The 25,249-nt window shown below is 65.1% G+C and carries 25 protein-coding genes; 16 read left to right on the top strand and 9 right to left on the bottom strand.

Going from position 1 to position 25,249, the window contains the following annotated elements; translation table 11 throughout:
- Positions 1 to 7 precede the first annotated feature (7 nt).
- A complete protein-coding gene (rph, locus tag CO669_RS14330; protein ID WP_097660458.1) occupies positions 8 to 721 on the bottom strand; it encodes a ribonuclease PH in 714 nt (237 codons plus the stop codon).
- 166 nt (positions 722 to 887) lie between these two features.
- Between rph and hrcA the strand changes: the two genes are divergently transcribed.
- A complete protein-coding gene (gene hrcA, locus CO669_RS14325; protein ID WP_097660457.1) occupies positions 888 to 1,976 on the top strand; it encodes a heat-inducible transcriptional repressor HrcA in 1,089 nt (362 codons plus the stop codon).
- A gap of 96 nt (positions 1,977 to 2,072) precedes the next feature.
- Entirely contained in the window at positions 2,073 to 2,690 is a 618-nt protein-coding gene (grpE, locus tag CO669_RS14320) for a nucleotide exchange factor GrpE (RefSeq protein WP_097660456.1), read from the top strand.
- A 139-nt stretch (positions 2,691 to 2,829) separates the two neighbouring features.
- Here grpE and pncA read toward each other — a convergent pair whose 3' ends face one another.
- Together pncA and CO669_RS14310 are read right to left on the bottom strand one after the other, a co-directional pair.
- On the bottom strand, positions 2,830 to 3,552 hold the full coding sequence (pncA, locus tag CO669_RS14315) for a bifunctional nicotinamidase/pyrazinamidase (protein ID WP_097660455.1): 723 nt from the start codon (positions 3,550 to 3,552) through the stop codon (positions 2,830 to 2,832).
- Between the two features lie 287 nt (positions 3,553 to 3,839).
- Entirely contained in the window at positions 3,840 to 4,781 is a 942-nt protein-coding gene (locus CO669_RS14310; protein ID WP_198964012.1) for a hypothetical protein, read from the bottom strand.
- A 395-nt stretch (positions 4,782 to 5,176) separates the two neighbouring features.
- On the opposite strand from CO669_RS14310, the gene dnaK reads away from it, so the two are divergent.
- From dnaK to CO669_RS14260, 9 genes are all read left to right on the top strand, one after another.
- On the top strand, positions 5,177 to 7,078 hold the full coding sequence (dnaK, locus tag CO669_RS14305) for a molecular chaperone DnaK (protein WP_097660453.1): 1,902 nt from the start codon (positions 5,177 to 5,179) through the stop codon (positions 7,076 to 7,078).
- A 244-nt stretch (positions 7,079 to 7,322) separates the two neighbouring features.
- Entirely contained in the window at positions 7,323 to 8,450 is a 1,128-nt protein-coding gene (dnaJ, locus tag CO669_RS14295) for a molecular chaperone DnaJ (protein ID WP_097660451.1), read from the top strand.
- Between the two features lie 88 nt (positions 8,451 to 8,538).
- Entirely contained in the window at positions 8,539 to 9,138 is a 600-nt protein-coding gene (locus CO669_RS14290) for a class I SAM-dependent methyltransferase (protein ID WP_027534962.1), read from the top strand.
- Positions 9,139 to 9,195: 57 nt separating this feature from the next.
- Positions 9,196 to 9,774 (top strand): NADPH-dependent FMN reductase, encoded by a 579-nt coding sequence (locus CO669_RS14285; protein WP_097660450.1) that lies wholly within the window; start codon positions 9,196 to 9,198, stop codon positions 9,772 to 9,774.
- Positions 9,775 to 9,780: 6 nt separating this feature from the next.
- On the top strand, positions 9,781 to 10,491 hold the full coding sequence (gene pyrF, locus CO669_RS14280; protein ID WP_097660449.1) for an orotidine-5'-phosphate decarboxylase: 711 nt from the start codon (positions 9,781 to 9,783) through the stop codon (positions 10,489 to 10,491).
- A 124-nt stretch (positions 10,492 to 10,615) separates the two neighbouring features.
- Positions 10,616 to 10,927, top strand: coding sequence for a DUF1330 domain-containing protein (locus tag CO669_RS14275; RefSeq protein WP_097660448.1), 312 nt, complete (start codon positions 10,616 to 10,618; stop codon positions 10,925 to 10,927).
- A 155-nt stretch (positions 10,928 to 11,082) separates the two neighbouring features.
- Complete coding sequence (gene dapB, locus CO669_RS14270; RefSeq protein ID WP_097660447.1) at positions 11,083 to 11,898, top strand: 4-hydroxy-tetrahydrodipicolinate reductase; 816 nt, start codon at positions 11,083 to 11,085, stop codon at positions 11,896 to 11,898.
- A 19-nt stretch (positions 11,899 to 11,917) separates the two neighbouring features.
- On the top strand, positions 11,918 to 12,541 hold the full coding sequence (locus tag CO669_RS14265; RefSeq protein WP_097660446.1) for a 2,3-bisphosphoglycerate-dependent phosphoglycerate mutase: 624 nt from the start codon (positions 11,918 to 11,920) through the stop codon (positions 12,539 to 12,541).
- A 3-nt stretch (positions 12,542 to 12,544) separates the two neighbouring features.
- Positions 12,545 to 12,994, top strand: a complete 450-nt coding sequence (locus CO669_RS14260; protein ID WP_097660445.1) for a hypothetical protein — start codon at positions 12,545 to 12,547, stop codon at positions 12,992 to 12,994.
- A 45-nt stretch (positions 12,995 to 13,039) separates the two neighbouring features.
- Here the strand turns inward: CO669_RS14260 and CO669_RS14255 are convergent, their stop codons facing one another.
- Together CO669_RS14255 and CO669_RS14250 are read right to left on the bottom strand one after the other, a co-directional pair.
- Positions 13,040 to 13,936, bottom strand: a complete 897-nt coding sequence (locus CO669_RS14255) for a methylated-DNA--[protein]-cysteine S-methyltransferase (RefSeq protein WP_097660444.1) — start codon at positions 13,934 to 13,936, stop codon at positions 13,040 to 13,042.
- Between the two features lie 56 nt (positions 13,937 to 13,992).
- Positions 13,993 to 14,526, bottom strand: a complete 534-nt coding sequence (locus CO669_RS14250; protein ID WP_097660443.1) for a DUF2244 domain-containing protein — start codon at positions 14,524 to 14,526, stop codon at positions 13,993 to 13,995.
- A gap of 22 nt (positions 14,527 to 14,548) precedes the next feature.
- Here CO669_RS14250 and nth point away from each other — a divergent pair, with 22 nt between their 5' ends.
- The 3 genes from nth to CO669_RS14235 all read left to right on the top strand — a co-directional run bounded on the left by nth (position 14,549) and on the right by CO669_RS14235 (position 18,151).
- On the top strand, positions 14,549 to 15,331 hold the full coding sequence (nth, locus tag CO669_RS14245) for an endonuclease III (protein ID WP_097660442.1): 783 nt from the start codon (positions 14,549 to 14,551) through the stop codon (positions 15,329 to 15,331).
- Positions 15,332 to 15,399: 68 nt separating this feature from the next.
- On the top strand, positions 15,400 to 16,536 hold the full coding sequence (locus CO669_RS14240; RefSeq protein WP_097660441.1) for an HlyD family secretion protein: 1,137 nt from the start codon (positions 15,400 to 15,402) through the stop codon (positions 16,534 to 16,536).
- Positions 16,523 to 18,151: an MFS transporter gene (locus tag CO669_RS14235; protein ID WP_097660440.1), complete on the top strand. Its 1,629-nt coding sequence runs from the start codon at positions 16,523 to 16,525 to the stop codon at positions 18,149 to 18,151. Before CO669_RS14240 ends, CO669_RS14235 begins: the two co-directional genes overlap by 14 nt.
- A 6-nt stretch (positions 18,152 to 18,157) precedes the next feature.
- On the opposite strand, the gene CO669_RS14230 is transcribed toward CO669_RS14235, so the two are convergent.
- From CO669_RS14230 to CO669_RS14220, 3 genes are all read right to left on the bottom strand, one after another.
- The gene (locus CO669_RS14230; protein WP_097660439.1) at positions 18,158 to 18,898 is read right to left on the bottom strand and encodes a sulfate transporter family protein; all 741 of its coding nucleotides are present in this window, start codon (positions 18,896 to 18,898) and stop codon (positions 18,158 to 18,160) included.
- Positions 18,899 to 18,998: 100 nt separating this feature from the next.
- A complete protein-coding gene (nikR, locus tag CO669_RS14225) occupies positions 18,999 to 19,445 on the bottom strand; it encodes a nickel-responsive transcriptional regulator NikR (protein WP_097660438.1) in 447 nt (148 codons plus the stop codon).
- A 54-nt stretch (positions 19,446 to 19,499) separates the two neighbouring features.
- On the bottom strand, positions 19,500 to 21,950 hold the full coding sequence (locus CO669_RS14220; protein ID WP_097660437.1) for a heavy metal translocating P-type ATPase: 2,451 nt from the start codon (positions 21,948 to 21,950) through the stop codon (positions 19,500 to 19,502).
- A gap of 72 nt (positions 21,951 to 22,022) precedes the next feature.
- Here CO669_RS14220 and CO669_RS14215 point away from each other — a divergent pair, with 72 nt between their 5' ends.
- Entirely contained in the window at positions 22,023 to 22,298 is a 276-nt protein-coding gene (locus tag CO669_RS14215) for a metal-sensitive transcriptional regulator (RefSeq protein ID WP_097660436.1), read from the top strand.
- 162 nt (positions 22,299 to 22,460) lie between these two features.
- Here CO669_RS14215 and CO669_RS14210 read toward each other — a convergent pair whose 3' ends face one another.
- Positions 22,461 to 23,444 carry a YiiX/YebB-like N1pC/P60 family cysteine hydrolase gene (locus CO669_RS14210; RefSeq protein WP_097660435.1) on the bottom strand — a complete coding sequence of 328 codons (984 nt, stop codon included), beginning with the start codon at positions 23,442 to 23,444 and terminating at the stop codon, positions 22,461 to 22,463.
- 192 nt (positions 23,445 to 23,636) lie between these two features.
- On the opposite strand from CO669_RS14210, the gene CO669_RS14205 reads away from it, so the two are divergent.
- A complete protein-coding gene (locus CO669_RS14205; protein ID WP_097660434.1) occupies positions 23,637 to 25,025 on the top strand; it encodes a flavin monoamine oxidase family protein in 1,389 nt (462 codons plus the stop codon).
- Positions 25,026 to 25,249 lie beyond the last annotated feature (224 nt).

Below are 25,249 nucleotides of genomic sequence, written 5' to 3'. Positions count from 1 at the left end.
TTATTGACTACGCCACGGCCAGCTTCTGCAAGTCCACCAGCCGCGCAATACCCTTCTGCGCCAGGGCGATCAGCTTCAGGAACTCGTCCTGTGTGAACGGCTCGCGTTCCGCGGTGCCCTGCACCTCGATGATGCGGCCATCGCCGGTCATGACGAAATTGGCATCGGTTTGGGCTTCCGAATCCTCGGCATAGTCGAGATCGAGCACGGGCGTGCCGTTGTAGATGCCGCACGAGATCGCGGCGACGTTGTCGCGCATCACGTTGGCCTTGATCATGTTGCGCGCCTTCATCCAGTTGATGCAATCGGCAAGCGCGACCCAGGCGCCGGTGATCGAGGCCGTGCGGGTGCCGCCGTCGGCCTGGAGCACGTCGCAATCGACCGTGATCTGGCGCTCGCCGAGCGCTTCGAGGTCGACGATGGTGCGAAGCGAGCGGCCGATCAGGCGCTGGATCTCGACGGTGCGGCCGCTTTGCTTGCCGGCGGCGGCCTCGCGGCGGGTGCGTTCGGAGGTCGCGCGCGGCAGCATGCCGTATTCGGCGGTGACCCAGCCGCGGCCCTGGCCCTTCAGCCACGGCGGCAGGCGGTCTTCCAGCGTGGCGGTGACCAGCACATGGGTGTCGCCGAATTTCACCAGGCACGAGCCTTCCGCATATTTGACCACGCCGCGCTCCAGGGTCACGGGGCGCAATTCGTCGGGCGCACGGCGGCTTGGCCGCATGGGAAATCCTCCAAAACTCACGGGAAAGGCTGTTGGCGGTGCTTGTAGGTGGGGTGGGGTTGCGCGGCAAGGTCTTTTCACCCCTGTTTTCGGGTCTGCGAACGCGGCGCTTGTCAGAACCCTCGGGGATAGACAAATTACAAGGATCTGAGAGGAGTTACCGTCTGTGGCCCATCACGATCCGATCCATCTGATCGCGCCGCGCGCAGGCCTTGCCCAGCTCAACGAGCGTTCCCGCGACATCTTTCGTCAAATTGTCGAAAGTTATCTCGCGACCGGTGAGCCGGTGGGCTCCCGCAACATTTCCCGCCTGATCGCCATGCCGCTGTCGCCGGCCTCGGTCCGCAACGTCATGGCCGATCTGGAACAGCTCGGCTTGATCTACGCACCCCACACGTCCGCCGGCCGGTTGCCGACGGAACTCGGTCTGCGCTTCTTCGTCGATGCTCTGATGCAGGTCGGCGACCTCAACGAGGCCGAACGGGAGTCGATCCAGAGCCAGCTCACCTCCGTCGGTCAGGCGCACTCGGTCGAGGCCGCGCTGGACCAGGCGCTGACGCGGCTGTCCGGACTGACGCGGGCGGCGGCCGTGGTGTTGACGCCCAAATCCAATGCACGGCTGAAGCACATCGAATTCGTACGCCTGGAACCTGAAAAGGCCCTGGTGATCCTGGTCAGCGAGGACGGCCAGGTCGAGAACCGCGTGTTGACGCTGCCCCCTGGGGTTCCCTCGTCGGCAATCACCGAAGCCGGCAATTTCCTCAATGCGCGCATTCGCGGCCGGACCCTGGCCGAGGCGCGGCTCGAACTCGAGACAGCGCTTGGCGAGGCCCGCGCCGAGTTCGATCAGCTGACGCAGAAGGTGATTTCGGCCGGCATCGCCAGCTGGTCGGGCGGCGAGAACGAGGACCGCCAGCTCATCGTCCGCGGCCATGCCAATCTGCTGGAAGATCTGCACGCGCTGGAGGATCTGGAGCGGGTGCGCCTGTTGTTCGACGATCTCGAGACCAAGCGGGGCGTGATCGACCTGCTCGGCCGTGCCGAGACCGCCGAGGGCGTGCGCATCTTTATCGGTTCGGAGAACAAACTGTTTTCCCTGTCGGGCTCCTCCACCATCATCTCACCCTATCGGGATGCCGCCGGCCACATCGTCGGCGTTCTCGGCGTGATCGGTCCGACCCGGCTGAATTATGCCCGCGTGATCCCGACCGTGGACTACGCCGCCCGCATCGTCAGTCGCCTGCTGGGGGGCTGACCGGCGTTTGATCTGATCACGGGCGCTTGATTTTCGGCGCCCGAAGCACGATATCCGGCCCAACAATCCCTGGAAACGAGTTCGAGATTACAGCCGATGACCGATCGAGACCGGCAACCCGAAGACGCGGCTGCGCCGACTGGCGAGCCCGTGGTGTCGAAGCCTTACATCATGCCCGACGATCCCGAGCCCGGCTCGGTCGAGACCCTGCAGAAGGAAGTCGCCGAGGCGCGCGACCGTGTGCTGCGGACGCTGGCCGAGATGGAGAATCTGCGCAAGCGCACCACCAAGGAAGTCGCCGACGCCCGCCTCTACGGCATCACCGGCTTTGCCCGTGACGTGCTCGACATCGCCGACAATCTCCAGCGTGCGCTCGATGCCGTTCCGGCCGAGGCGCGCGCCGCCGCCGATCCTGGACTGACCTCGCTGATCGAGGGCGTCGAGCTCACCGAGCGCGCGCTGCTCAACGCGCTGGAGAAGCACGGTGTGAAGAAGCTCGACCCGCAGGGCCAGAGGTTCGACCCGAACTTTCACCAGGCGATGTACGAAGTGCCCGATGCGTCGGTGCCGTCGGGCACCGTGGTGCAGATCATGCAGGCCGGCTACACCATCGGCGAGCGCGTGCTGCGCCCGGCCCTGGTCGGCGTCGCCAAGGGCGGGGCAAAGCCCGCGCCGGCCGCGAACAGCAACGAGTCGAGCGGCGCGCCGAATTGATCGACCTCATGGTGAGGAGGCGCGTTAGCGCCGTCTCGAACCATTCAGGTCAAGCTGCCGCAGCGGGGCCTTCATCCTTCGAGACGCGCGCGATGAAGCGCGCTCCTCAGGATGAGGGTCTTGCAGTTGTTGGCGCCGATTACGCACTCACCGCAATATCGCCCGACTGAATCCGCTTCACACCGGCCTTGGCCATGTCGGCCCAGGCCTTCGCCAGCGAGCCCTGCGTGTCGATGCCGCGGCAGGCGTCTTCCACCACATAGACCTCGAAACCGGCCTTGCGCGCGTCCAGCGCGGTCCAGGCGACGCAGAAGTCCGTCGCGAGCCCGGCGACGAAGACACGCTTGATCTTGCGGCCCTTCAAATATCCCGCAAGGCCCGTCGAGGTCTTGCCGTCGGCTTCGAGGAAGGCCGAATAGCTGTCGACGTCCTTGTGAAAGCCCTTGCGGATGATGAGCTCGGCGTGAGGGATCGACAGGTCCTTCGACAGCGAAGCGCCGTCAGTGCCCTGCACGCAATGGTCCGGCCACAGCACTTGCTTGCCGTAGGGAAGGTCCACGGTCTCGAACGGCTTCTTGCCGGAATGGACCGACGCGAACGAGACGTGGCCCGGCGTGTGCCAGTCCTGCGTCATCACCACGTTCGCAAACGCCTTCGAGATCTTGTTGATGACCGGCACGACCTGCTCGCCTTCCTTCACGGCGAGGCTGCCGCCCGGCAGGAAGCAGTTTTGCACGTCGATCACGAGCAGCGCAGAGCTTTCGTCCGGCTTGATCGATGCGGCCGCGAGAAGCGCGGTTGGCGCGAGCGCCACCAGCGCCGTCGTCCCAAGCGCCGTCAATATCTGTCGCCGATCCAGCATCGTCCGCCTCCTCTTGAGATGATCCAACGGAAGCGAAGCCTAATTCCGTTCGTACACGAACAGAAGCCCGAAAATGCGGCCGGTCTTGGTGATGGGTTGGGCTGTCAGCCCCGACATCATTGTCGTCCCGGACAAGCGAAGCGCAGATCCGGGACCTATACCCCCAGGGAGCAATTTGGCGAAGACTCTTGATGGGCACTGCGACCGCGTGCAACCGCGAGATCACGCGGTATGGATCCCCGCGTTCGCAGGGATGACACCGAATGTGTTGCGCCGCCTTCGCGGCCCTAGCCCTTCGGCTGAATCCCGTCGCGCACCGCGCGGAAGCGGGTGAAGGCGGCGAGCCACTGGTCCCGCGGGGCGCTGGCGATGATGCGCAGCGAGGCGCCGCCGCTGGAGAACCGGATCCACTGCACCACGGTAACAGGGGTCTTGTCCTTGCCGCTGATTCCGTCGATCCGGGTCTCGAAGCCCTGCTGGCCGTTGATGCGGATCGGCTCGGACATGGTGACGCGGGATTCGCGCACGCCGGGGATCTGCAGCGCGGCTTCCTGGGCGAAGCGGGCGCGGTCGTCGGCGGCTTGCGGCGTCGCGCCGATCAGGCCGAGGATCATGAACGGCTTCGATTCATAACCGGTGCTCTCGTCACCGTCGGCGAGGATGATGCTGGAGCCCGGCGCCAGCGTGCGGATGTCCTTGAAGTCGGCGAGATCGGTGATCTTGAACGGCATCAGCGCGATCTGCTCTTCGGCCGAGACCTGTTTGCGGGTGGCGGCGCTGGCAAACATCTGCCGCACGGCCTCGTCCGTGTAGATCTTGGTCGCATTCTCCGGGATCTGCACCGCGACATAGCCGGAGAAGCCGGCGCCCGGCACGATCATCGAATAGCGCTTCACCGCGGTTTCGCCGGCCTTGCCGCTCTCGGTGGTGAAATAGGCAAGGCCCGCGGGGGTCTCGATCTTGTCCTGCTTGACGCCATTGGCGCCGCCCGGATTGGAATTGAACGCGCTGACGACCTCGCCATAGGCCGCCGGCGGCAGCTCGGTGATCAGCACCTTGACGCTGCCGTCCTCGCTTTCGAAGCCCGGAAAGGTCTTGGCCGTGTTGAGGCCGACCAGCGGCACCATGCCGAGGCGCAGGCCAGGCGGAAACACGGCGTCGGCGGCGAGGGCCGGAAGCGCGGAGCCAACGAGAAGGGCGAGCGCGGCGAGGGGACGGATCAGCTTCATGGGCACCCTGATTGGTTCACATTGAGGCCGTTCGATGGTGGTCCACCGGGCCGCTTTGTCGCGCGTAGCAGCTCTGGTGGCTGCCCCGGCCGGTCCGCCTTTTACCGGGTTTGGGCTTGCGGCAACAGGGCGGGTCGGCTTGCGGTAGCGGGGGCTTGCTGACGCCTGAACCTGTTAATAATTCCTCACCCGCAAGTGCGGTGAAGCCCGGATATCGTCTTCCAAAACCCGATGTTTTCGCGGCAGAAACCTAGCTGCGGTCCTTGCGGGCCCCTCCCCCCCTCCTATATGAGCGTCAACCATCGCAATATCGCGAATGTTTGATCTTAGGGGGTTTCGGTTCGGGTGCCTTCTGGGCCCAGCCAACCTGCCGCAAAAAGAAGGATATCAGGACCATGGGAAAGGTCATTGGGATCGACCTCGGCACCACGAATTCGTGCGTCGCCGTGATGGATGGCAAAAACGCCAAAGTCATCGAGAATTCCGAAGGCATGCGCACGACGCCTTCGATCGTCGCCGTCACGGACGACGGTGAACGCCTCGTCGGCCAGCCGGCCAAGCGCCAGGCCGTCACCAATCCCGAGCGCACCTTCTTCGCAGTGAAGCGCCTCATCGGCCGCCGCTACGACGACCCGATGGTCGAGAAGGACAAGAAGCTCGTCCCCTACAAGATCGTGAAGGCTTCCAACGGCGACGCCTGGGTCGAGGCCGACGGCCAGACCTATTCGCCCTCGCAGGTCTCGGCTTTCATCCTTCAGAAGATGAAGGAGACCGCGGAAGCCCATCTCGGCCAGAAGGTCGACCAGGCCGTCATCACCGTTCCCGCCTACTTCAACGACGCCCAGCGCCAGGCGACCAAGGACGCCGGCAAGATCGCCGGCCTCGAAGTGCTGCGCATCATCAACGAGCCGACCGCGGCTGCGCTTGCCTATGGCCTCGACAAGACCAAGACCGGCACGATCGCCGTGTACGACCTCGGCGGCGGCACCTTCGATATCTCCATTCTCGAAATCGGTGACGGCGTGTTCGAGGTGAAGTCGACCAACGGCGACACCTTCCTCGGCGGCGAAGATTTCGACATGCGGCTCGTCGGCTACCTCGCCGATGAGTTCCAGAAGGAGCAGGGCATCAACCTGCGCAACGACAAGCTCGCGTTGCAGCGCCTGAAGGAAGCCGCTGAAAAGGCCAAGATCGAGCTGTCGTCGACGACGCAGACCGAGATCAACCTGCCCTTCATCACCGCGGACCAGACCGGCCCGAAGCATCTGACGATGAAGCTCACCCGCGCCAAGTTCGAGGCGCTGGTCGACGACCTCGTGCAGAAGACCGTCGAGCCCTGCCGCAAGGCGCTGAAGGATGCCGGCGTCACCGCCGGTGAGATCGGCGAAGTCGTCCTGGTCGGCGGCATGTCGCGCATGCCGAAGGTCCAGGAAGTCGTGAAGCAGCTGTTCGGCAAGGAGCCGCACAAGGGCGTCAACCCGGACGAAGTCGTGGCGATCGGCGCCGCGATCCAGGCCGGCGTGCTCCAGGGCGACGTCAAGGACGTGCTGCTGCTCGACGTGACCCCGCTGTCGCTGGGCATCGAGACGCTGGGTGGCGTGTTCACCCGCATCATCGAGCGCAACACCACGATCCCGACCAAGAAGAGCCAGGTGTTCTCGACGGCTGAAGACAATCAGAATGCCGTCACCATCCGCGTCTTCCAGGGCGAGCGTGAAATGGCGGCCGACAACAAGATGCTCGGCCAGTTCGACCTGATGGGCATTCCGCCGGCCCCGCGCGGCATGCCGCAGATCGAGGTGACCTTCGACATCGACGCCAACGGCATCGTCAACGTCTCGGCCAAGGACAAGGCCACGGGCAAGGAGCAGCAGATCCGCATCCAGGCCTCCGGCGGCCTGTCGGAAGCCGACATCGAGAAGATGGTCAAGGACGCCGAGGCCAATGCCGAGGCGGACAAGAAGCGCCGCGAGGCCGTCACCGCCAAGAACGAGGCGGATGGCCTGGTGCATTCGACCGAGAAGGCCCTGGCCGAGCACGGCTCGAAAGTTGCCGAAACCGAGCGCCGCGCCATCGAGGATGCCGTCAGCGACCTCAAGGAAGCGCTGAAGGGCGACGATGCCGAGGCGATCAAGGCCAAGACCCAGACGCTGGCCCAGGCTTCGATGAAGCTCGGCGAGGCCATGTACAAGCAGCAGGCCGAGGCCGACGCCAAGAAGGACGCGGCCAAGGACGACGTCGTCGACGCGGAGTTCACCGAGGTCGACGACGACAAGAACAACAAGAAGTCCGCCTGAGCCCCGAGAGGGTGACATGCGGACGGCTTGGACCCCACACGCGCGACCGGCCTCCTCCCCTTCGGGGGAGGCCGACGTGTCGGGACGAGCGGGACAGGCGCCCGTTACGATCGATCAATTTCCAGCCGTTATGCTGAACGCCGCCATGCCGTCCTCCGCCGCGAGGCGGAAGGCTGCTGATATCGTCGCGTGGCGACGTCGTTTCACTCCGACTTGAATCGCGATTGGATAGACCGAGCTCAACATGTCCACGTCCACCAAGCGCTGCTACTACGAGACCCTCGAAGTCGAACGCGATGCCGACGAAGGCAAGCTGAAATCGTCGTTCCGCAAGCTTGCGATGAAGTTTCACCCCGACCGCAATCCCGGGGACGACACCAGCGAAGTCAAGTTCAAGGAAATCAACGAGGCCTACGAGGTCCTCAAGGACAAGGACAAGCGCGCCGCCTATGACCGCTATGGCCATGCCGCTTTCGAGCAGGGTGGCGGCGGTGCCGGCTTCGGCGCGGGCTTCGCGTCCTCCTTCTCCGACATTTTCGAAGACCTGTTCGGCATGGCCGGGCAGCGTGGCCGCGGCGGCCGCGAGCGCGGTGCCGACCTGCGCTACAACATGGAAATCACGCTCGAGGAAGCTTTTGGCGGCAAGACCGCGCAGATCGAGATTCCGGTCTCGGTTACCTGCGAGGCCTGCTCGGGCATCGGCGCCAAGGCCGGCACCAAGCCGAAGACCTGTTCGACCTGTGGCGGCGCTGGCCGCGTGCGGCAGTCGCAGGGCTTCTTCACGCTGGAGCGTACCTGTCCGGGCTGCCAGGGCCGCGGCCAGATGATCGAGGATGCCTGCCCGTCCTGCGCGGGACAGGGCCGCGTCACCCGCGAGCGCACGCTGTCCGTCAACATTCCCCAGGGCGTCGAGGACGGCACCAGGATCAGGCTCGCCGGCGAGGGCGAGGCCGGGGTCCGCGGCGGCCCGCCCGGTGACCTCTACATCTTCCTGTCGCTGGCCCAGCACCAGTTCTTCCAGCGCGACGGCGCCGATCTGCATTGCCGTGTGCCGATCTCGATGGTGACGGCCGCCCTCGGCGGCGAATTCGAGGTGCCGACCATCGAAAAGGGCAAGGCCAAGGTGAAGGTGCCGCCCGGAACCCAGTCCAACCGCCGATTCCGCATTGCATCAAAAGGCATGCCGGTGCTGCGGTCGCGCCAGATGGGCGACATGTACGTCCAGGTCGTGGTCGAGACCCCGCAAAATCTCACCAAGAAGCAGCAGGAATTGCTGGCCGAGTTCGAAAAGCTGTCAAGCGGCAACACCCAGCCGGAATCCGAGGGCTTCTTCGCCAAGGTCAAGGATTTCTTCGGTAATCGGGCGAGTTGACTCGGCTTGACCGTATCGACTTCGGCCTATACGTCTTTATGACCATTTTCTGACACGCCGCGGTCCCGCGGTCCCGTCCGGTCCTGACATGCCATTGCCATCGTCCGCGCGTGCGTTGAAGAAGCCTCGTCTCGATGACGAGGTGCGTTTTCTCAGATCGTGGATCGAAAAGCCGCTGCACATGGGCGCGGTGATGCCGTCGGGCAAGCTGCTCGCGCGGACCATGGCCCATTACGTCGATGTCGATTCGGACGCACCGGTGGTCGAGCTCGGGCCCGGCACCGGCGCCATCACCTCCGCGCTGGTCGAGCGCGGGGTCGATCAGAAGCGTCTCGTCCTTGTCGAATACAATCCCGGCTTCTGCGCCTTGCTGCGCGACCGCTATCCGCAGGCCAAGGTGGTGCAGGGCGATGCCTATCGCCTGCGTGACACGCTCTGGAACGTGCTGAGCGCGCCGGCGAGCGCGGTCGTCTCCGGCCTGCCGCTGGTGACGAAACCGATGCTGACCCGGCTGCGGCTGATCCGCGATGCCTTCACGGCGCTCGCGCCCGGCGCGCCCTTTGTCCAGTTCACCTATGCGGTGGTGCCGCCGATCCCGAAATCGCTGCCCGGCGTGTCCACAGAGGCCTCGGAACGGATCTGGATGAACCTTCCGCCGGCCCGCGTCTGGGTGTATCGCAAGGACTAATTCCGCCGGCTTCCTCCTCTGCACGGCGGGCTCGTTTCGCCGAACGCTTGGACGTGGATGCCCGCACCCAAAATCCTGGTCATTCCCGGCTCGCTGCGCACCGGCTCGCACAATGCGAAGCTGGCGGCAGCGGTCGCCTATGAATTCGCCCAGGCTGGCGTCGACGTCACCCGCATTTCGCTCGCCGATTTTCCGCTGCCGATCTACGACGGCGATCTCCAGGCCAAGTCCGGCGTCCCCAAGCACGCCGTCAATCTCAAGCGCATGATCGGCACGCATCACGGCGTGCTGTTCGTCTCGCCCGAATACAACGCCTCGGTGCCGCCGCTGCTCAAGAACGCGATCGACTGGGTCAGCCGCGTGCAGGATCCGCACGAGGCGCGCGGCGAGGTGTTCCGCAACCGTGCCTTCGCGCTCGCTGGCGCCTCGCAGAGCCGGTTAGGTGCCGCCCGTGCGCTGCAGGCGCTCAGGCTGATCCTGACCTCCTGCCACGCCAATGTGATTGCGAGCCAGCTCACGCTCGCCTTTGCCGACCAGGCCTATGACGATATGGACAAGCTCAAGAACGAGGGCGATATCGCCGCGTTGAAGGAGCTGGTCGCGCAGTTGATCGACATTTCCCAACGCATGATGTGAGGTGACATGACGCCAGCCGAGATCGCCCCGAAGGATCGCCTGATCGTGCCGCTCGACCTGCCGAGCGTTGAAGCTGCGGAGGCGATGATCGCTGGGCTCGGCGACAGCGTCACCTTCTACAAGATCGGCTATCAGCTCGCTTATGCCGGCGGCCTGCCGCTGATCGGCAAGCTTGCCGACAGAGGCAAGAAGGTGTTCGCCGATCTCAAGATGCACGACATCGGCAACACCGTCGCGCGCGGTGTCGAAAGCGTCGCCAAGCTGGGCGCGACCTTTCTCACCGTGCACGCTTATCCGCAGACCATGAAGGCCGCGGTCGAGGGGCGCGGCGGATCGGGCTTGAAGATTCTCGCGGTCACCGTGCTGACCTCCTACAATGACGACGATCTGCACGCGGCCGGATATCGGCTCGGCGTCTCCGAGCTGGTCGAGGCGCGCGCGCAGCAGGCGCAGGTGCTCGGCGTCGACGGTCTCGTCTGCTCGCCGGAAGAAGTGGGCGCCTTGCGCAAGATCGTCGGCCATCAGATGAGCCTGGTGACGCCGGGCATCCGTCCCGCGGGCGCACCGAGCGGCGACCAGAAGCGCATCATGACACCGGGGCGTGCGATCGCCGCAGGTGCCGACTATCTCGTCGTCGGCCGGCCGATCCTTGAAGCCGCTGATCCGAAGGCCGCGGCCGACGCAATCCAGGCCGAGATCGCGCAAGCGCTCGGCTAGAGCGTTTTCGAGCGAAGTGGGTACCGGTTCGCGTCAAGAAACGCGTCAAGACCAGAGTCTAGAGCCCCGTTCCGATTCCATCGGAACGGAAGAGGCTCTAGAACAACAAGCAGGGAGAAGAACAATGGCGAAGGGCTACTGGATCGGTCGCGTCGACGTAAGCAACGACGAGGGCTACAAGCCCTACGCCGTTGCCAACGGTCCGATCTTCAAGAAATGGGGCGGCCGCTTCGTCGTCCGCGGCGGCAAGTTCACCACCGTCGAAGGTGCCAGCCGCACCCGCAACGTCGTGATCGAATTCCCGGACTACGAGACCGCGATCGCCTGCTACAACTCGCCGGAATACCAGGCCAACATCAAGGTGCGCCAGCCGCACTCGATCGCCGACCTCATCATCATCGAGGGCTATGACGGCCCGCAGCCGGCAGACGGCTGAGGCGCGTTGTCATTCCGGGATGGTCCAAAGGACCAGACCCGGAATCTCGAGCTTCCGGGTTCGCCTTCGGCGCCCCGGAATGACGGTGGCGCTTGATCCCTCTCGGTTGCCGGAACTGCCTCCCCCCGCTACAACGCCCCTGAGAGGATCACACCATGTCCGACATGCGCTTGATTGTTGCAGGAGCCGGCGGCCGGATGGGCCGTGCGCTGGTGCGGGCGATCGCCGACACCAAAGGCGCCGTGCTGGCAGGCGCGCTGGAGGCACCGGGCTCGGAGCTACTTGGCAAGGATGCCGGGGTGCTCGCAGGGCTTCCCGCCAACGGCATCAAGCTCTCGGCCGATCTCTGGGCGATGTCGAAGGAGGCCGACGGCATCCTCGATTTTACCGTACCGGCCGCGACCATCGCCAATGTCGCAATCGCCGCCGAGCGGGGCATCGTCCATGTGGTCGGCACCACCGGCCTGTCCGGCTCCGACAACGCCGTGATCAAGAGCGTTACCGACCGCGCGGTCGTGGTGCAATCCGGCAATATGAGCCTCGGCGTCAATCTGCTCGCCGCCGTGGTCAAGCGCGTCGCCAAGGCGCTCGACGAGAGCTTCGATATCGAGGTCGTCGAAACCCATCACCGCATGAAGGTTGATGCGCCCTCGGGCACCGCGCTGATGCTCGGCCAGGCCGCAGCCAGCGGTCGCGGCGTGACCCTCGACGACCATTCCGAGCGGGGCCGCGACGGCATCACCGGCGCGCGCAGGCCGGGCAATATCGGTTTCGCCTCCTTGCGCGGCGGCACCGTCGCCGGCGACCACAGCGTGACCTTCCTCGGCCCGTTCGAGCGCCTGACGCTGTCGCATCAGGCCGAGGACCGCATGCTGTTCGCTCATGGCGCGCTGAAGGCGGCGCTCTGGGCGCATGGCAAGAAGCCGGGACACTACTCCATGGCCGACGTGCTCGGCCTGTCTGACATCTGAACGAAACGGAAAGCAGTCAATGAGCGAACGTCTTCTCGTGCTCGTGCGCCACGGCCAGAGCGAATGGAATCTGAAGAACCTGTTCACGGGGTGGAAGGACCCCGACCTCACCGAGCTCGGCGTCAAGGAAGCCACGGAAGCCGGCCGCAAGTTGAAGGCGCAGGGCCTCGTGTTCGACGTCGCCTACACCTCGGTGCTCACGCGCGCGCAGCACACGCTCGATCTCATCCTCGGAGAGCTCGGCCAGAAGGGGCTGCCGACCACCAAGAACCTCGCGCTGAACGAGCGCGACTATGGTGACCTCTCCGGCCTCAACAAGGACGATGCGCGCAAGAAATGGGGCGAGGACCAGGTGCTGATCTGGCGCCGCTCCTACGACGTGCCGCCGCCCGGCGGCGAAAGCCTGAAGGACACGCTCGCGCGCGCTTTGCCCTATTACGTGCAGGAGATCCTGCCCGGCGTGCTCAACGGCAAGCGCACGCTGGTCGCCGCCCACGGCAATTCGCTGCGCGCGCTGATCATGGTGCTGGAAAAGCTGTCGCCCGAAGGCATCCTGAAGCGCGAGCTCGCGACCGGCGTGCCGATCATCTACCGGCTCAATGCGGATTCGACCGTGGCGTCGAAGCTGGATCTGGCGGGGTAGGAAATGGCCGCGCCGCTTCCTGATCTGTCAAATGAATGGGACAAAGAAAAGCTGCGCAACTGGATGGCGAACGCCAAGCGCCAAAAGCGTGATGATGTTTATCATGCGGCTTTCCGCCAACTCTGCCGAATTGAAGGGCGCAATATCGATGATCCGCTGGAGTCTGAATTTGCGGTCGTGATGCGCGCCCTGGAAGAGGCTTTGTCGGAAGAGAGTGGTACAACAAAGCGTCTGAGCAGGACTCGTCAGAAGTTGAACCGAGTTGGTGTAAGGCAAACGTTGGCCGACTTAGCAATGAAACCGACGCCTTCGACGGGCTTCTTGAAGCTGGTAGAGTTTGGAATGGCCAAGGAGCTGTCCGCGGAGGCACTGGTTATCAAGTATTCAAGCGAATTCACGCCGGAAGTTGTAGAGGCCGCGAGGAAACGCTTGGCAGATCACGGAATTTCTTGAACGACACGGTGAGCTAGTTTCGGTTCTTCGTCTTTCGCGTAAAGCTCACTCGATCCCCAGCTGCCCGGCTTCCCAGCCCAGCATCGCCTGCTTGCGCGTGATGCCCCAATGATAGCCGGTGAGCGTGCCGCTCTTGCCGAGGGCGCGATGGCACGGCACGACGAACGAGACCGGGTTCTTGCCGACGGCAGCGCCCACGGCGCGCGATGCCTTCGGGCTGTTGATGTTGCAGGCAATGTCCGAATACGACACCGCGCGCCCCATCGGAATCTTCAGAAGCGTCTCCCACACCCGCACCTCGAAATCGGTGCCGATCATCACCACGCGCAGGGGCTGGTCCGGTCGCCACAGTCTGGTGTCGAAGATGCGCGCGGCGAGCGGAGCGGTGCCGTCGTGATCTTCGACATAGGTGGCGTTCGGCCAGCGCCGCGTCATGTCGGCGAGCGCGACCTTCTCCTCGCCATGGTCGGCGAAGGCGAGCCCCGACAGGCCACGATCGGTCGCGATCACGATCGCGGTGCCGAACGGCGAGGGGTGGAAGCCGTAGCGCAAGGTGAGGCCGGCGCCGCCGTTCTTCCATTCGCCCGGCGACATTGCTTCATGCGTGACGAAGAGATCGTGCAGCCGGCCTGGGCCCGAGAGACCTGAGTCGAGCGCCGCGTCGAGGATGCTTGCGGAGTCCCTGAGCAGGCCCTTGGCATGGTCGAGTGTGAGCGCCTGCATGAAAGCCTTCGGCGTGATCGAGGCCCAACGGCGGAACAGATGGTGCAGCTCATCCGGCGTGACGCCGGCCGCATCCGCCATCGCCTCGATGGTCGGTTGCGCGCGCCAGTTTTCCGAGATGAAAGCGATTGCCCGGCGCACCGAATCATAGTCACGGAGCGCGGCGTTCTGGGGACCCGGCTTGGTCAAGCGCTGGTCATGTATGGCGAGTGTCATCATGCCAGGAAATGTAGGCGTCAGGCGGATACGAAACCACCCGATTTCCGACCCGGCGATCAGCTGATCGGATTGTAGGTCGGGCCGCGCTTGGCGGCGTTGAGCGCTTCAACCAAGCCCTTGTAAAAACTTGCCTTTTCCTCTGGGCCGAGGAATCGCGCGATCCGGATCTGGTGGCCACGCGAGATCAGGTAGAGATGCTCGATGCCGAAGTCCTCGTCGACCTCCATGTCGAGGCGGACCCAGAGCGGGTTGAAGGTCCATTCGGCGACCTGGCCGCGGTGGCTGACGCGCCGCACCCGCAGCTCGGACGTCGTGACCGTGATTTCCTCGCGCGCCCGTGCGGTGCGGAAATTGGCCCTGAAGGCCCACCAGACCACGAGCACGTCGAGGCCGAAGAAGCCGAGCACCGGCCAGGCGCCCTTCATCAGGAAGACGAGGCCGGTGGCGAAGCTGACGACGCTCAGGAACAGCATCACCGCGAGGAAGCCGGTGCGGTTGAGCGAGCGATGCGGCGTCAGCCGCGCGGAGAAGATCTGCTGCTCGCGCAGATCTTCAAAATGCTCGTGCTCAATTTCGTTGCCTGGGCTCATCGTCCCTCAGTATATCCCGATCATGGCGAAAATCACCCGCAAGCCGGCTCCGCGCAAAGCGCCTGTGCCGAAGAACAAGGCACAGCCGGCTGTTGCGAAGCCCAAGCCTGCTCGAAAACCGGCGCCGGCGAAAAGATCGCTCAAGGCGACAAAGCCCAATTTCCAAAAGCCCTGGACGCCAGCCGAGGTTCACGAGGTCTTCAGCCGTTTCCGCAAGGCCAATCCGGAGCCGAAGGGCGAGCTCGAGCACGTCAATCCGTTCACGCTGCTGGTCGCCGTGGTGCTGTCGGCGCAGGCCACCGATGCCGGCGTCAACAAGGCGACACGCGCCCTGTTCGAGATCGCCGACACCCCGCAAAAGATGCTCGACCTCGGCGAAGAGCGTCTGCGCGACTACATCAAGACCATCGGCCTCTACCGCACCAAGGCGAAGAACGTGATTGCGCTGTCGGCCAAGGTGCTCAGCGAGTTCGGCGGCGAGGTTCCGCGCACCCGCGCCGAGATCGAGTCGCTGCCGGGAGCAGGGCGCAAGACCGCCAATGTCGTGCTCAACATGGCTTTCGGCGAGCATACGATGGCGGTGGACACGCATGTCTTCCGCGTCGGCAACCGCACCGGGCTTGCGCCCGGCAAGACGCCGCTCGAGGTCGAGCTCGGCCTCGAAAAGGTGATCCCGGCCGAGTTCATGCTGCATGCCCATCATTGGCTGATCCTGCACGGCCGCTATACTTGCCTCGCGCGCAAGCCACGCTGCGAGGTATGCCTGATCAACGATCTCTGCCGGTGGCCGGAGAAGACGGTCTGAGCTACGACCGGGTCGGTGCGGGCGCTTGATCGTCCCGCGCCGACCGCGCAGCAGTTTGGGGTGTTCTCGTGAGCCAGCAGGAACAAGTTCCGTCATCGCCGCCTGCCGCCACCCCGGCTCCGCCGCCCAGGCCGACACAGCGGCCGGCCGCTTCGCTGTGGAGCCGGTTCGCGATCCCGCTATTCGCCGTGATCGTCGCGCTCGGCTTCGTCGCGCTGGCGACACTGCGCTTCGACGAATGGGTCGGCAACGCGACGGTCCAGACCACCAATGACGCCTATGTGCGCGCCGAGCTGACGCGGCTATCGAGCCGTGTCGCGGGCGAGGTGCTGACCGTCGCCGTGACCGACTTCCAGCGCGTCAAGGCAGGCGATCTCCTGATCCAGATCGATCCTGCCGATTACGAGGCGCAAGTCGCGCAAGCCGAAGCCAACGTCGCCGCCGCGCAGGCTGCACTCGACAATCTCGCCAACCAGATCGAGCTGCAATATGCGACGATCGCACAGGCACAGGCCGCGCGGCTCTCGGCCGAAGCGCTGGAGGTCGAGGCGCGGCAGGAGCAGGAGCGCCAGCAATCGCTGTCGCAGACCGAATCCGGCACGCGGCAGCGATTCGAGCAGGCCGTGGCGGCCTACGCCAAGGCGCAGGCCGACGTGCGCGCCAGCCGCGCCGTGATCGCGGCCCAGCAGCACCAGCTCGAGGTCCTGCAAGGCACCAGGAAGCAGCGCGCCGCCGACGTCGCGGCGGCCAAGGCAACGCAGGCGGGTGCCAAGCTCAAACTGGGTTACACGAAGATCACGGCGCCGTTCGATGGCGTCGTCGGCGAGCGCCAGGTGCAGCCCGGCGACTACGTCAATATCGGCACCAATCTCATCAACGTGGTGCCGCTGCCGAAGGTCTACGTGATCGCGAACTACAAGGAGACCCAGCTCACCCACGTGGCGCCGGGCCAGCCGGTCGAGATCACCGTCGACAGTTTTCCGCGCGAGACGCTGCGCGGCAAGGTCGAGCGGATCGCGCCGGCGACGGGCGCTCAGGTCGCGTTGCTGCCGCCCGACAACGCCACCGGCAATTTCACCAAGGTGGTGCAGCGCATTCCCGTCCGGATCCAGCTCGACGAAGGCCAGCCGCTGCTGGCCCGCCTCGTGCCGGGCATGTCGGTCGTCACCCGCATCGACACCAGGGCCGGCAATGGCGGAAAGTGACGACGGCGATCGCGGACCGGTCTCGCGCGGCGGTGTCGCGCCGCATCCGCTGTTCGCCGTGGCCGCCGTTCTACTCGGCTCGTTCCTCGCCAATTTCGACAGCCGGCTGGCCACGGTCGGTCTGCCCGATCTGCGCGGCGCGTTCTCGCTCTCGTTCGACGAAGGCGCCTGGCTCTCCACCGCCGGCATTGGCTCGCAGATCTTCATCGCGCCCGCGGTGGCATGGCTCGCGACCGTGTTCGGGCTGCGGCGCGTGCTCGGGATTCCGAGCCTCGTCTACGCGCTGATCTCGCTGATCATTCCGTTCGTGCACGATTATCCGACCTTGCTGGTCTTCAGCGTCGTGCACGGCCTGCTGCTCGGCACCTTCGTGCCGGCGACACTGATGATCGTGTTTCGCAATCTGCCGATCCGCTGGTGGCTGCCGGCGATCTCGATCTACGCGATCCGCGTCGGCTTCGCGCTGGACAGCTCGACCTCGCTGGTCGGCTTCTATGTGGATCATCTCGGTTGGCAATGGCTGTACTGGCAGGGCGTCGTGATCGCGCCGCTGATGGGGCTGATGGTCTATTGGGGCACACCGAACGAGCCGGTGAACCGCGCGCTGCTGCGCGAGGCCGACTGGGGCGGCATGCTGCTGCTCGGCGCCGCCGTCTCGATGATCTATGCCGGTCTCGACCAGGGCAACCGGCTGGACTGGCTCGGCTCCGGCACCGTGATGGCGCTGCTCGTCGCCGGCGCGGTGCTGTTCGCAGCGTTCCTCGTCAACGAGTCGCTCGTCCCGCAGCCCTGGGCGCATGTCAACGTGCTGTTCTCGCGCAACATCGGCCTGGGGCTGGTCCTGATCCTGCTCTACACGCTGACCAGCCTGTCCAACGCGTCGCTGGTGCCGAACTTCCTCGCGACCATCGCGCTGCTCAGGCCGGAGCAGAGTGGTCTGCTGCTGCTCGTCTATGGCGCGCTGCCGATGTTCGTGCTGGTGCCGCTCTCGATCTGGCTGCTCAGGCACTTCGATACGCGCACCGTGGTGGTTGTGGGCTTTGCCTGCTTTGCCGCGGCCAATCTCTGGGGCACGCAGCTTACCCACGAGTGGGCGCGCGAGGATTTCACCGGCATCGTGCTGCTGCAGGCGATCGGACAGTCGCTGACCTTGCTGCCGCTCATCATCACGCTGCTGTCGAATTCCGATCCGAGCCGCGCGACGTCGTTCGCGGCCTATATCCAAATCATGCGGCTCGGCGGCGCCGAGATCGGCGTGGCACTGATGGGCACGTGGCTGCGTGTCCGCGAGCAGGTCCATTCCTTCTATCTCGGCCAGAACCTCGGCGTTGGCGATATCGATGTGGTCCGCATCCTGAAGCAGCTCGCCGATCATTTCGCTGCGCATGGCACGGGATCGGCGCAGGCGCGCGCGGTCGGCACGCTCGCTGGCTTCGTGCAGCGCGAGGCCAATGTGCTCGCCTATATCGACGGCTTCTGGCTGTGCTTCTGGCTCGCGGTGGCCGCCCTCGGCGTGGTCGCACTGATCACCCGCGCCCCGCCCGGCCCGTTCACGCCGGCGCCGTTCGGCGTCGCGAAGACGGTGCTGCGGAAGTGCGGCGTGCAGGTGACGTAGAGCGCGTTACCGCATCTGCCGCGCCGGCTCGATCAGCTCGGGTCGCGGGCCTGACAGCCGCTTGTGCATGTGAACCATGAAGGCCATGCCGAAGATCGGCGTCGCCAGGTTGACGATCGGGATCGAGACGAAGGCCGCGATGAAGAGGCCGGCGGTGAAGATGGTCGCAGCATTGTCGCGCCGCATCGCCTTGGCTTCCTCCGGCGGGCGGAAGCGCATCGCGGCGAGCTCGAAATATTCGCGGCCCAGCAGCCAGGCAGCGGCGAGAAAGAAGATCAGGAAGCCGGCGCCGGCAAAAAGCACCAGCGGCAGCGCGATCAGATAGACCAGGATCGTCAGAAGCGCGGTCTTGATGCCCTCGAAGATCGCCCGGTTGAACGGCAGCGCAACGCCCGGCCGCTCGGCGGGGTAGTGCTCGCGCTCGACGATGTCGGCGACGTCGTCCACGAACAGGCTTGCCACCAGCGAGGTGATTGCCGGCATCAGGAAGATGCCGCCGAATACGACGCCGAGGCCCGCCGCGATCGAGACGATCCAGGACAAGACGTCGAGCGAGGAGTGCCAGCCGGGGCCAAGCAGGCCTTCCAGCCACACCTCGCCGGAGGTCGCAAACCAGCTCAGCAACCGCTGCAAGCCGATCGCCAGCACGGTGATCAGCACGAGCGCGAGCCCGATCGATCGCCACAGGATCGAGCGCATCGGCGGTGAGATCATTTGCGACAGCGCCTTGATGGCGGCATCCAGCATGGGGGACCCTCTCAGGTAAACGACCTGCGAGAGGTAGACACCCAATGCGGCTTCGGCAAGGGGAGAGGGGTATGAGCTGCCTGCGCGGTCATCTCATGCCCTACTCGTGCCGGTGCCCGTGCTTTCGCGCCTTCGTCGGCTTGCCGTCCCCCGTCGGGATCATCACCACACGCCCGTAGCGCACGCCGCGCTCTGCGATGATGTGGTCGGCGAAATGCTTGACCTCGTCGGCCGAGCCGCGCAGCGCCGTCATCTCCATGCAATTGTCGTCGTCGAGATGGACGTGAAGAGTCGCCAGCGCGAGATCATGGTGGCCGTGGAATTCCTGCACCAGCCGCTTCGACAGATCGCGCGCGGCGTGATCGTAGACATAGACGAGGCCGGCGACGCATTGCCCGGTCTGCGCGGTGTCCTCGGCGGACTGCTGAAGCCCGGCGCGAGCGAGGTCGCGAATGATCTCGGAGCGGTTCTGGTAGCCGCGTGCTTCCGCCGCCGCGTCGATCTCCGCCAGGAGATCGTCCTCGATCGTGATCGTAATTCGCTGCATCGGGTCCTCTCCGCGCCTACCGCCGAAGGCTGTTTTACACGGATTTGGTCCCTCTCACAGCTGAGTCGCACGCAGGCGCAACGCATTCCCGACCACGCTCACCGACGACAGCGCCATCGCCGCCGCCGCGATGATCGGCGAGAGCAGAACGCCGAATGTGGGATAGAGGATGCCGGCCGCGATCGGAATGCCGGCGGCGTTGTAGATGAAGGCGAAGAACAGATTCTGGCGGATGTTGCTCATGGTCGCCTGCGACAGTTTTCGCGCGCGGACGATGCCGATGAGATCGCCCTTGAGCAGGGTCACGCCGGCGCTCTCCATCGCGACATCGGTGCCGGTGCCCATGGCGATGCCGACTTCGGCGGCGGCCAGCGCCGGCGCATCGTTGACGCCGTCGCCGGCCATCGCGACGATCCGGCCGGCCTTCTGCAGCTTGGTCACCACCGCGCTCTTCTGGTCCGGCAGCACCTCGGCTTCGACATCGGCGATGCCGAGCCGGCGCGCGACGGCCTCCGCCGTGGTGCGGTTGTCGCCGGTCAGCATGATCACCTTGATGCCCTCGGCAGCCAACGCCTTCAGCGCCTCCGGGGTCGAGGCCTTGACCGGATCGGCGATCGCGAACAGGCCGGCCAGCCGGCCATCGACGGCCATGTTGATCACAGTGGCGCCGTCGCCGCGCAGCCGTTCGGCTTCGGTGTCGAGCGCATTGGTATCGACGCCGATGGACGTCAGATATTTTGCGTTGCCGAGCACGATCGTCTTGCCCTCGGCCTTGCCGATCACCCCCTTGCCGGTCGGCGAATCGAATTGCTCGACCTGACCGAGAATGAGCTGCTTCTCCTTGGCGGCCCGCACGATCGCGTCGGCCAGGGGATGCTCGCTGGCGCGTTCGACGCTGGCTGCAAGCCGGAGGATGTCATCTTCCGCAAAACCGGACGCGGGCACGATCGCGACCACCTTGGGCTTTCCCTCGGTCAGCGTACCTGTTTTGTCGACCACCAGCGTGTCGATCTTCTCCATCCGCTCCAGCGCCTCGGCGTTCTTGATCAGCACGCCGCCCTGCGCGCCGCGGCCGACGCCGACCATGATCGACATCGGGGTCGCCAGTCCCAGCGCGCAGGGGCAGGCGATGATCAGCACGCTGACGGCGGCGACGAGGCCGAAGGCCAGCCGTGGCTCAGGTCCGAACCAGGCCCAGGCGGCAAAAGCAACCACGGCGACGGCGATGACGGTCGGCACGAACCAGCCCGCGACCTGATCGGCCAGACGCTGGATTGGCGCGCGCGAGCGCTGCGCATCTGCGACCATCTGCACGATCTGCGACAGCAACGTCTCGCGTCCAACTTTTTCGGCGCGCATGATGAAGCTGCCCGACTGGTTCAGCGTGCCGGCGATGACCTTTGCGCCAATTTCCTTGGTGACAGGCATGGATTCGCCCGTGACGAGGGATTCGTCGAGCGAAGAGCGCCCCTCCAGGATGACGCCATCGACCGGCACCTTCTCGCCGGGGCGTACCCGCAAGGAATCCCCGGCATGGAGCGTGTCGATCTCGACCTCATGCTCGCTGCCATCGGCATCGACGCGCCGCGCCGTCCTCGGTGCAAGCTGCAAGAGCGCCTTGATCGCGCCGGAGGTCGCGTCGCGCGCCCGCAGCTCCAGCACCTGGCCGAGCAGCACCAGCACGGTGATGACGGCGGCGGCCTCGAAATAGACCGCGACCGCGCCTTCATGGCCGCGGAACGTGGCGGGGAAGAGCTGCGGCACGAGCGTGCCGGCGAGGCTGTAGACATAGGCAACCCCGGTGCCCATCGCGATCAGTGTGAACATGTTGAGATTGCGCGTCAGTAGCGACTGCCAGCCGCGAACGAAAAACGGCCAGCCGGCCCACAGCACCACGGGCGTGGCGAAGACGAGCTGGATCCAGTTCGACAGCGTCGGGTCGATCCAGTTGTGCGGGCCGGCGAGGTGGCCGCCCATTTCCAATATCACCGCCGGCAGCGCCAGCGCGCCGCCGATCCAGAAGCGCCGCGTCATATCGGCGAGCTCCGGATTGGGCCCGGTCTCCAGGCTCGCCACCTCCGGCTCCAGCGCCATGCCGCAGATCGGGCAGCTGCCGGGTCCGACCTGGCGAATCTCCGGATGCATCGGGCAGGTGTAGATCGTGCCCGCGGGCATTTCGGGCTCGGGTGCCTTCTGCTTGGCGAGATATTTGGCGGGATCGGCCGCGAACTTGGTGCGGCAACCGGCCGAGCAGAAATGGAAGGTCTCGCCGTGATGCTCGAAGCGGTGCTTCGAGGTCGCGGGATCTACCGTCATGCCGCAGACGGGATCGAGGACCTTGGTCGCGCCGTCGCCATGGTCATGCGCGTGGCCGGAATGATTGCCGTGCCCGCCACAGCATGAGGATGTCGCCGGCTTGGCGGCCTGTGCCGCCGCCTTGCTTGAACAACCGCATTCGGCGTGAGCGTCTGCATCGTGATGATGCCCGTGTTTCGCGTCGTTCATTGCCTTGCTCCGGCCTTACCCAGGTCTTGGCTGGGTCTTGCAACCCATACCCGGTAGGGGTATATAGACCCCATGCGCAAGGACATCAAGGCATCTGTCGGAAAACGGCTTGGCCGGATCGAGGGTCAGGTTCGCGGCCTCTCGAAAATGGTAGAGGAAGACCGCTACTGCATCGACATCGTGACGCAGATCTCGGCGGTGCGTGCCGCCCTGCGCCGGGTAGAGGAAGAGATCCTGAAGGACCACGTCGCCCATTGCGTCGAGCACGCGATCGCCAGCGGCGACAAGGCCGACCAACGTTCGAAGATCGCGGAGCTGATGGCGGTGATCGGACGGGCGGAGCGGTAGGACCGTATTCCGCAGTGAGGGGATCGTAGCGGCGAAGCAATCCAGAGTGTCTCAGCGGAGGAATTCTGGATTGCTTCGCTACCCTCGCGATGACGGCTGTGGAGGCGAGATCTCGCCATGCTCACTGCCGTCGTCCTTGCGTTCGCAGCGACGACAGCGGGGCTACGCCGCCCTTTCGCGGGCCGGGCTGCGCCGCCTCGGGCGATACATTGCGAGCTTCTTCAGCAGCGGGACGTGTTCGGAGACGGGGACGCGGTCGACCATCTCCGCGGGCTGCGCACTCACTTGCTCAGCCGGAATCTCATTCGGCGCCTCTTCGTCAATCGCTTCAGGAACGAGCGGCGGCGCACTGATCGTTTCTGGAAACACACTGAATGTGCCCGCTACCTCCTCGAGCGGCTTCTGCTTGTCGGCCCAGTGCAGGGCGGTGTAGTCGAACCCGTGCACGATGGTGGGCTTGACGACTTCGAAATAGGGCGAGATGTCGAAGTCGCGGGGCATGTAGAGCGAGGAATCGCGGATGTGCAGGATCTCGCGGCGGGCGGCGCGGCTCCCGGCCTTGGTGATCTTCGGCAGGATCGGATAGCGCACCGCGTCGAAGGCCTGCGCGATCAGCGCCGAGCAGATGATCTTGGTCGGATCGCCCGAGCCGATCGCGATCATGCGTCGTCGCCAGCGCTGCGGTACCGGCAGCGGAAACAGGAAGCGCATGAGATCGACGATGTTCTTGGTGTCGTAGCCGAAGCCGATGCGATTGATCGCATAGCGGCAGACCGTGGTGCGGTCCTCATAGGACAGCCCGACCGGGCGGCAGACGCGGGTGTGATACGGGAAATACTTCGACAGCGGCGCCGAGGTGACGCCTTCGCCGATATTGGCCTCGATCAGCACATGCGGCTCGCCATCGGGCTCCGCGGCGCCCTCGACCGGGCCGACATAGAGCGCGGCATGCGACCAGGTCGACTGCGTCAGATATTTGATGATGCCGGAGATGCGGTTGTTGCCCTCGACCAGCAGCACGTCGCCGGGTTCGATGACGCCGCGCAGGTGCTCCGGATCGCTCGGCGTGAACGGCTCGTAGCCGGGCACCTCCTTGGAGAGGTACGCGGCAATCAGCTTGCCGACTGAATCTAGGACCGTCCCCATTTCAAGCTCCCCACACGGCCTTTTCCGGCCGTCTTTTTCCCTTCTCTATCATGGTCGAAACGTCTTGCAATTCGGTTCATCAGTCCTTGAGGTCAAGCACGATTGATTCACCATGATGGTTGCCGTGCAACATCAGATGCGGCAAGGTTCGCTGACTGTTCCCGTCAGCCGCAAGTCCTCGGAAACCATGACATGACAATCACGCGCCGCGGTTTCCTTGTCGCATCGGCGGCTGGTGCCGCGATGCCGATCCTGCGCGCAAGCGCCGCGCCCCTGCCGCGCGAGGCTGACATCGTCGTGATCGGCGCGGGGGCGGCCGGTATCGCCGCAGCGCGGCGCATCATGGCAACAGGCCGCAAGGTCATCGTGGTGGAAGCGGGCGCCCAGATCGGTGGCCGCTGTATCACCGACAGCACGACCTTCGAGGTGCCGTTCGAGCGTGGCGCGCGCTGGATGCACAATCCCGACACCAATCCGATGATCCGGCTTGCGCGCAGTGTCGGGCTGGATGTGTTGCCGGCCCCCACGGGCCAGAAGATGCGCATCGGCCGTCGCAACGCGCGCGCGGGCGAAACCGAGCAGTTCTTGGCGGCGCTGGTACGTGCCAACCGCGCCATCGACGAGGCCTCGCGGGCCAAGCTCGACACCTCCTGCGCCTCCGTGCTGCCGAAGGATCTCGGCGATTGGGCGGGCGCCGCCGAGTTCATGCTGGGCGCGGGCTTTGCCGGCAAGGACCTGAAGGAGCTGTCCGCGATCGACAAGGGGCGTGCGCAGGATCGCAACGCGGCGATTGCGTGTCGTCAGGGCCTGGGCACGCTAATCACCAAGCTCGGCGAGCAGGCGCCGGTGGCGTTGTCGACGCCGGCGAGCCGCATCGCCTGGAGCAACCGCGACGTCAGCGTCGAGACGCAAGCCGGCAAGATCGTCGCGCGCGCCGTCATCGTCACGGTCTCAACCAACGTGCTGACATCGGGCATGATCAAGTTCACGCCCGATATTCCCAAACGCACGCTAGACGCGGCATCAAAGCTCGGCCTCGGCAGCTACGATCGCATCGCGCTGCAATTGCCGGGCAATCCGCTTGGCCTGTCGCGCGACGATATTCTCGTAGAGCAGAGCAATTCGACGCGCACGGCCATGATGTTCGCAAATATCGGTGGTTCCTCGCTCTGCTCGATCGACGTCGGCGGCGCGTTCGGCCGCGATCTTTCCGAGCAGGGCGAGAAGGCGATGGCCGCCTTCGCGCAGGAATGGATCACAAAGCTGTTCGGCAGCGAAGCCGCGTCCGCCGTGCAGAAGACCAGCGCGACGCGGTGGAATGCGTCACCTTACGTGATGGGCGCGATGTCGGCGGCCTCCCCGGGCGGCCAATTGTCACGAAAGATCCTGACAGAGCCGATCGGCAATGTGTTCGTCGCCGGCGAGGCCACCCACGAGACGCTGTGGGGCACCGTCGATGGCGCCTGGGAAAGCGGCGAGCGCGCCGCGGACGCCGCCTTGCGCAAGATCGGGGCACTGAAAGACGATCCGGCGGAGGTACCAACGCAGTCGACGAAGAAGCGGCGCGCGCCCCGGCAGTAGGGCAATCCGCCTCAAAACACTCCGCTGTCGTCCCTGCGAACGCAGGAAACCCATAACCACAGGACGTGGCTTGGTGAAGACCCGTAGTGATCAGCTGGCGCTACAAGCGCTGACCGGGGTAATGGGTCCCTGCGTTCGCACTAGGGCATGCACACATCTGGTTTGGCAGGAAGTTGCCGGGGGGATTCCCGAATCGGCACTTTGTGTGATTCCTATTGCGACAC

The organism is Bradyrhizobium sp. Y36, assembly GCF_002531575.1.
GTDB lineage: Bacteria > Pseudomonadota > Alphaproteobacteria > Rhizobiales > Xanthobacteraceae > Bradyrhizobium.
Note: the sequence above shows the minus strand (reverse complement) of the source record. Positions and strands in the feature narration are given on the sequence as shown.

Excerpts from the sequence above, each read along its gene's own strand:
- rph (WP_097660458.1), bottom strand. The coding sequence starts at position 721 with ATGCGGCCAAGCCGCCGTGCGCCCGACGAATTGCGCCCCGTGACCCTG.
- grpE (WP_097660456.1), top strand. The coding sequence starts at position 2,073 with ATGACCGATCGAGACCGGCAACCCGAAGACGCGGCTGCGCCGACTGGC.
- pncA (WP_097660455.1), bottom strand. The coding sequence starts at position 3,552 with ATGCTGGATCGGCGACAGATATTGACGGCGCTTGGGACGACGGCGCTG.
- CO669_RS14310 (WP_198964012.1), bottom strand. The coding sequence starts at position 4,781 with ATGAAGCTGATCCGTCCCCTCGCCGCGCTCGCCCTTCTCGTTGGCTCC.
- dnaK (WP_097660453.1), top strand. The coding sequence starts at position 5,177 with ATGGGAAAGGTCATTGGGATCGACCTCGGCACCACGAATTCGTGCGTC.
- dnaJ (WP_097660451.1), top strand. The coding sequence starts at position 7,323 with ATGTCCACGTCCACCAAGCGCTGCTACTACGAGACCCTCGAAGTCGAA.
- CO669_RS14290 (WP_027534962.1), top strand. The coding sequence starts at position 8,539 with ATGCCATTGCCATCGTCCGCGCGTGCGTTGAAGAAGCCTCGTCTCGAT.
- CO669_RS14285 (WP_097660450.1), top strand. The coding sequence starts at position 9,196 with ATGCCCGCACCCAAAATCCTGGTCATTCCCGGCTCGCTGCGCACCGGC.
- pyrF (WP_097660449.1), top strand. The coding sequence starts at position 9,781 with ATGACGCCAGCCGAGATCGCCCCGAAGGATCGCCTGATCGTGCCGCTC.
- CO669_RS14275 (WP_097660448.1), top strand. The coding sequence starts at position 10,616 with ATGGCGAAGGGCTACTGGATCGGTCGCGTCGACGTAAGCAACGACGAG.
- dapB (WP_097660447.1), top strand. The coding sequence starts at position 11,083 with ATGTCCGACATGCGCTTGATTGTTGCAGGAGCCGGCGGCCGGATGGGC.
- CO669_RS14265 (WP_097660446.1), top strand. The coding sequence starts at position 11,918 with ATGAGCGAACGTCTTCTCGTGCTCGTGCGCCACGGCCAGAGCGAATGG.
- CO669_RS14260 (WP_097660445.1), top strand. The coding sequence starts at position 12,545 with ATGGCCGCGCCGCTTCCTGATCTGTCAAATGAATGGGACAAAGAAAAG.
- CO669_RS14255 (WP_097660444.1), bottom strand. The coding sequence starts at position 13,936 with ATGATGACACTCGCCATACATGACCAGCGCTTGACCAAGCCGGGTCCC.
- CO669_RS14250 (WP_097660443.1), bottom strand. The coding sequence starts at position 14,526 with ATGAGCCCAGGCAACGAAATTGAGCACGAGCATTTTGAAGATCTGCGC.
- nth (WP_097660442.1), top strand. The coding sequence starts at position 14,549 with ATGGCGAAAATCACCCGCAAGCCGGCTCCGCGCAAAGCGCCTGTGCCG.
- CO669_RS14235 (WP_097660440.1), top strand. The coding sequence starts at position 16,523 with ATGGCGGAAAGTGACGACGGCGATCGCGGACCGGTCTCGCGCGGCGGT.
- CO669_RS14230 (WP_097660439.1), bottom strand. The coding sequence starts at position 18,898 with ATGCTGGATGCCGCCATCAAGGCGCTGTCGCAAATGATCTCACCGCCG.
- nikR (WP_097660438.1), bottom strand. The coding sequence starts at position 19,445 with ATGCAGCGAATTACGATCACGATCGAGGACGATCTCCTGGCGGAGATC.
- CO669_RS14220 (WP_097660437.1), bottom strand. The coding sequence starts at position 21,950 with ATGAACGACGCGAAACACGGGCATCATCACGATGCAGACGCTCACGCC.
- CO669_RS14215 (WP_097660436.1), top strand. The coding sequence starts at position 22,023 with ATGCGCAAGGACATCAAGGCATCTGTCGGAAAACGGCTTGGCCGGATC.
- CO669_RS14210 (WP_097660435.1), bottom strand. The coding sequence starts at position 23,444 with ATGGGGACGGTCCTAGATTCAGTCGGCAAGCTGATTGCCGCGTACCTC.
- CO669_RS14205 (WP_097660434.1), top strand. The coding sequence starts at position 23,637 with ATGACAATCACGCGCCGCGGTTTCCTTGTCGCATCGGCGGCTGGTGCC.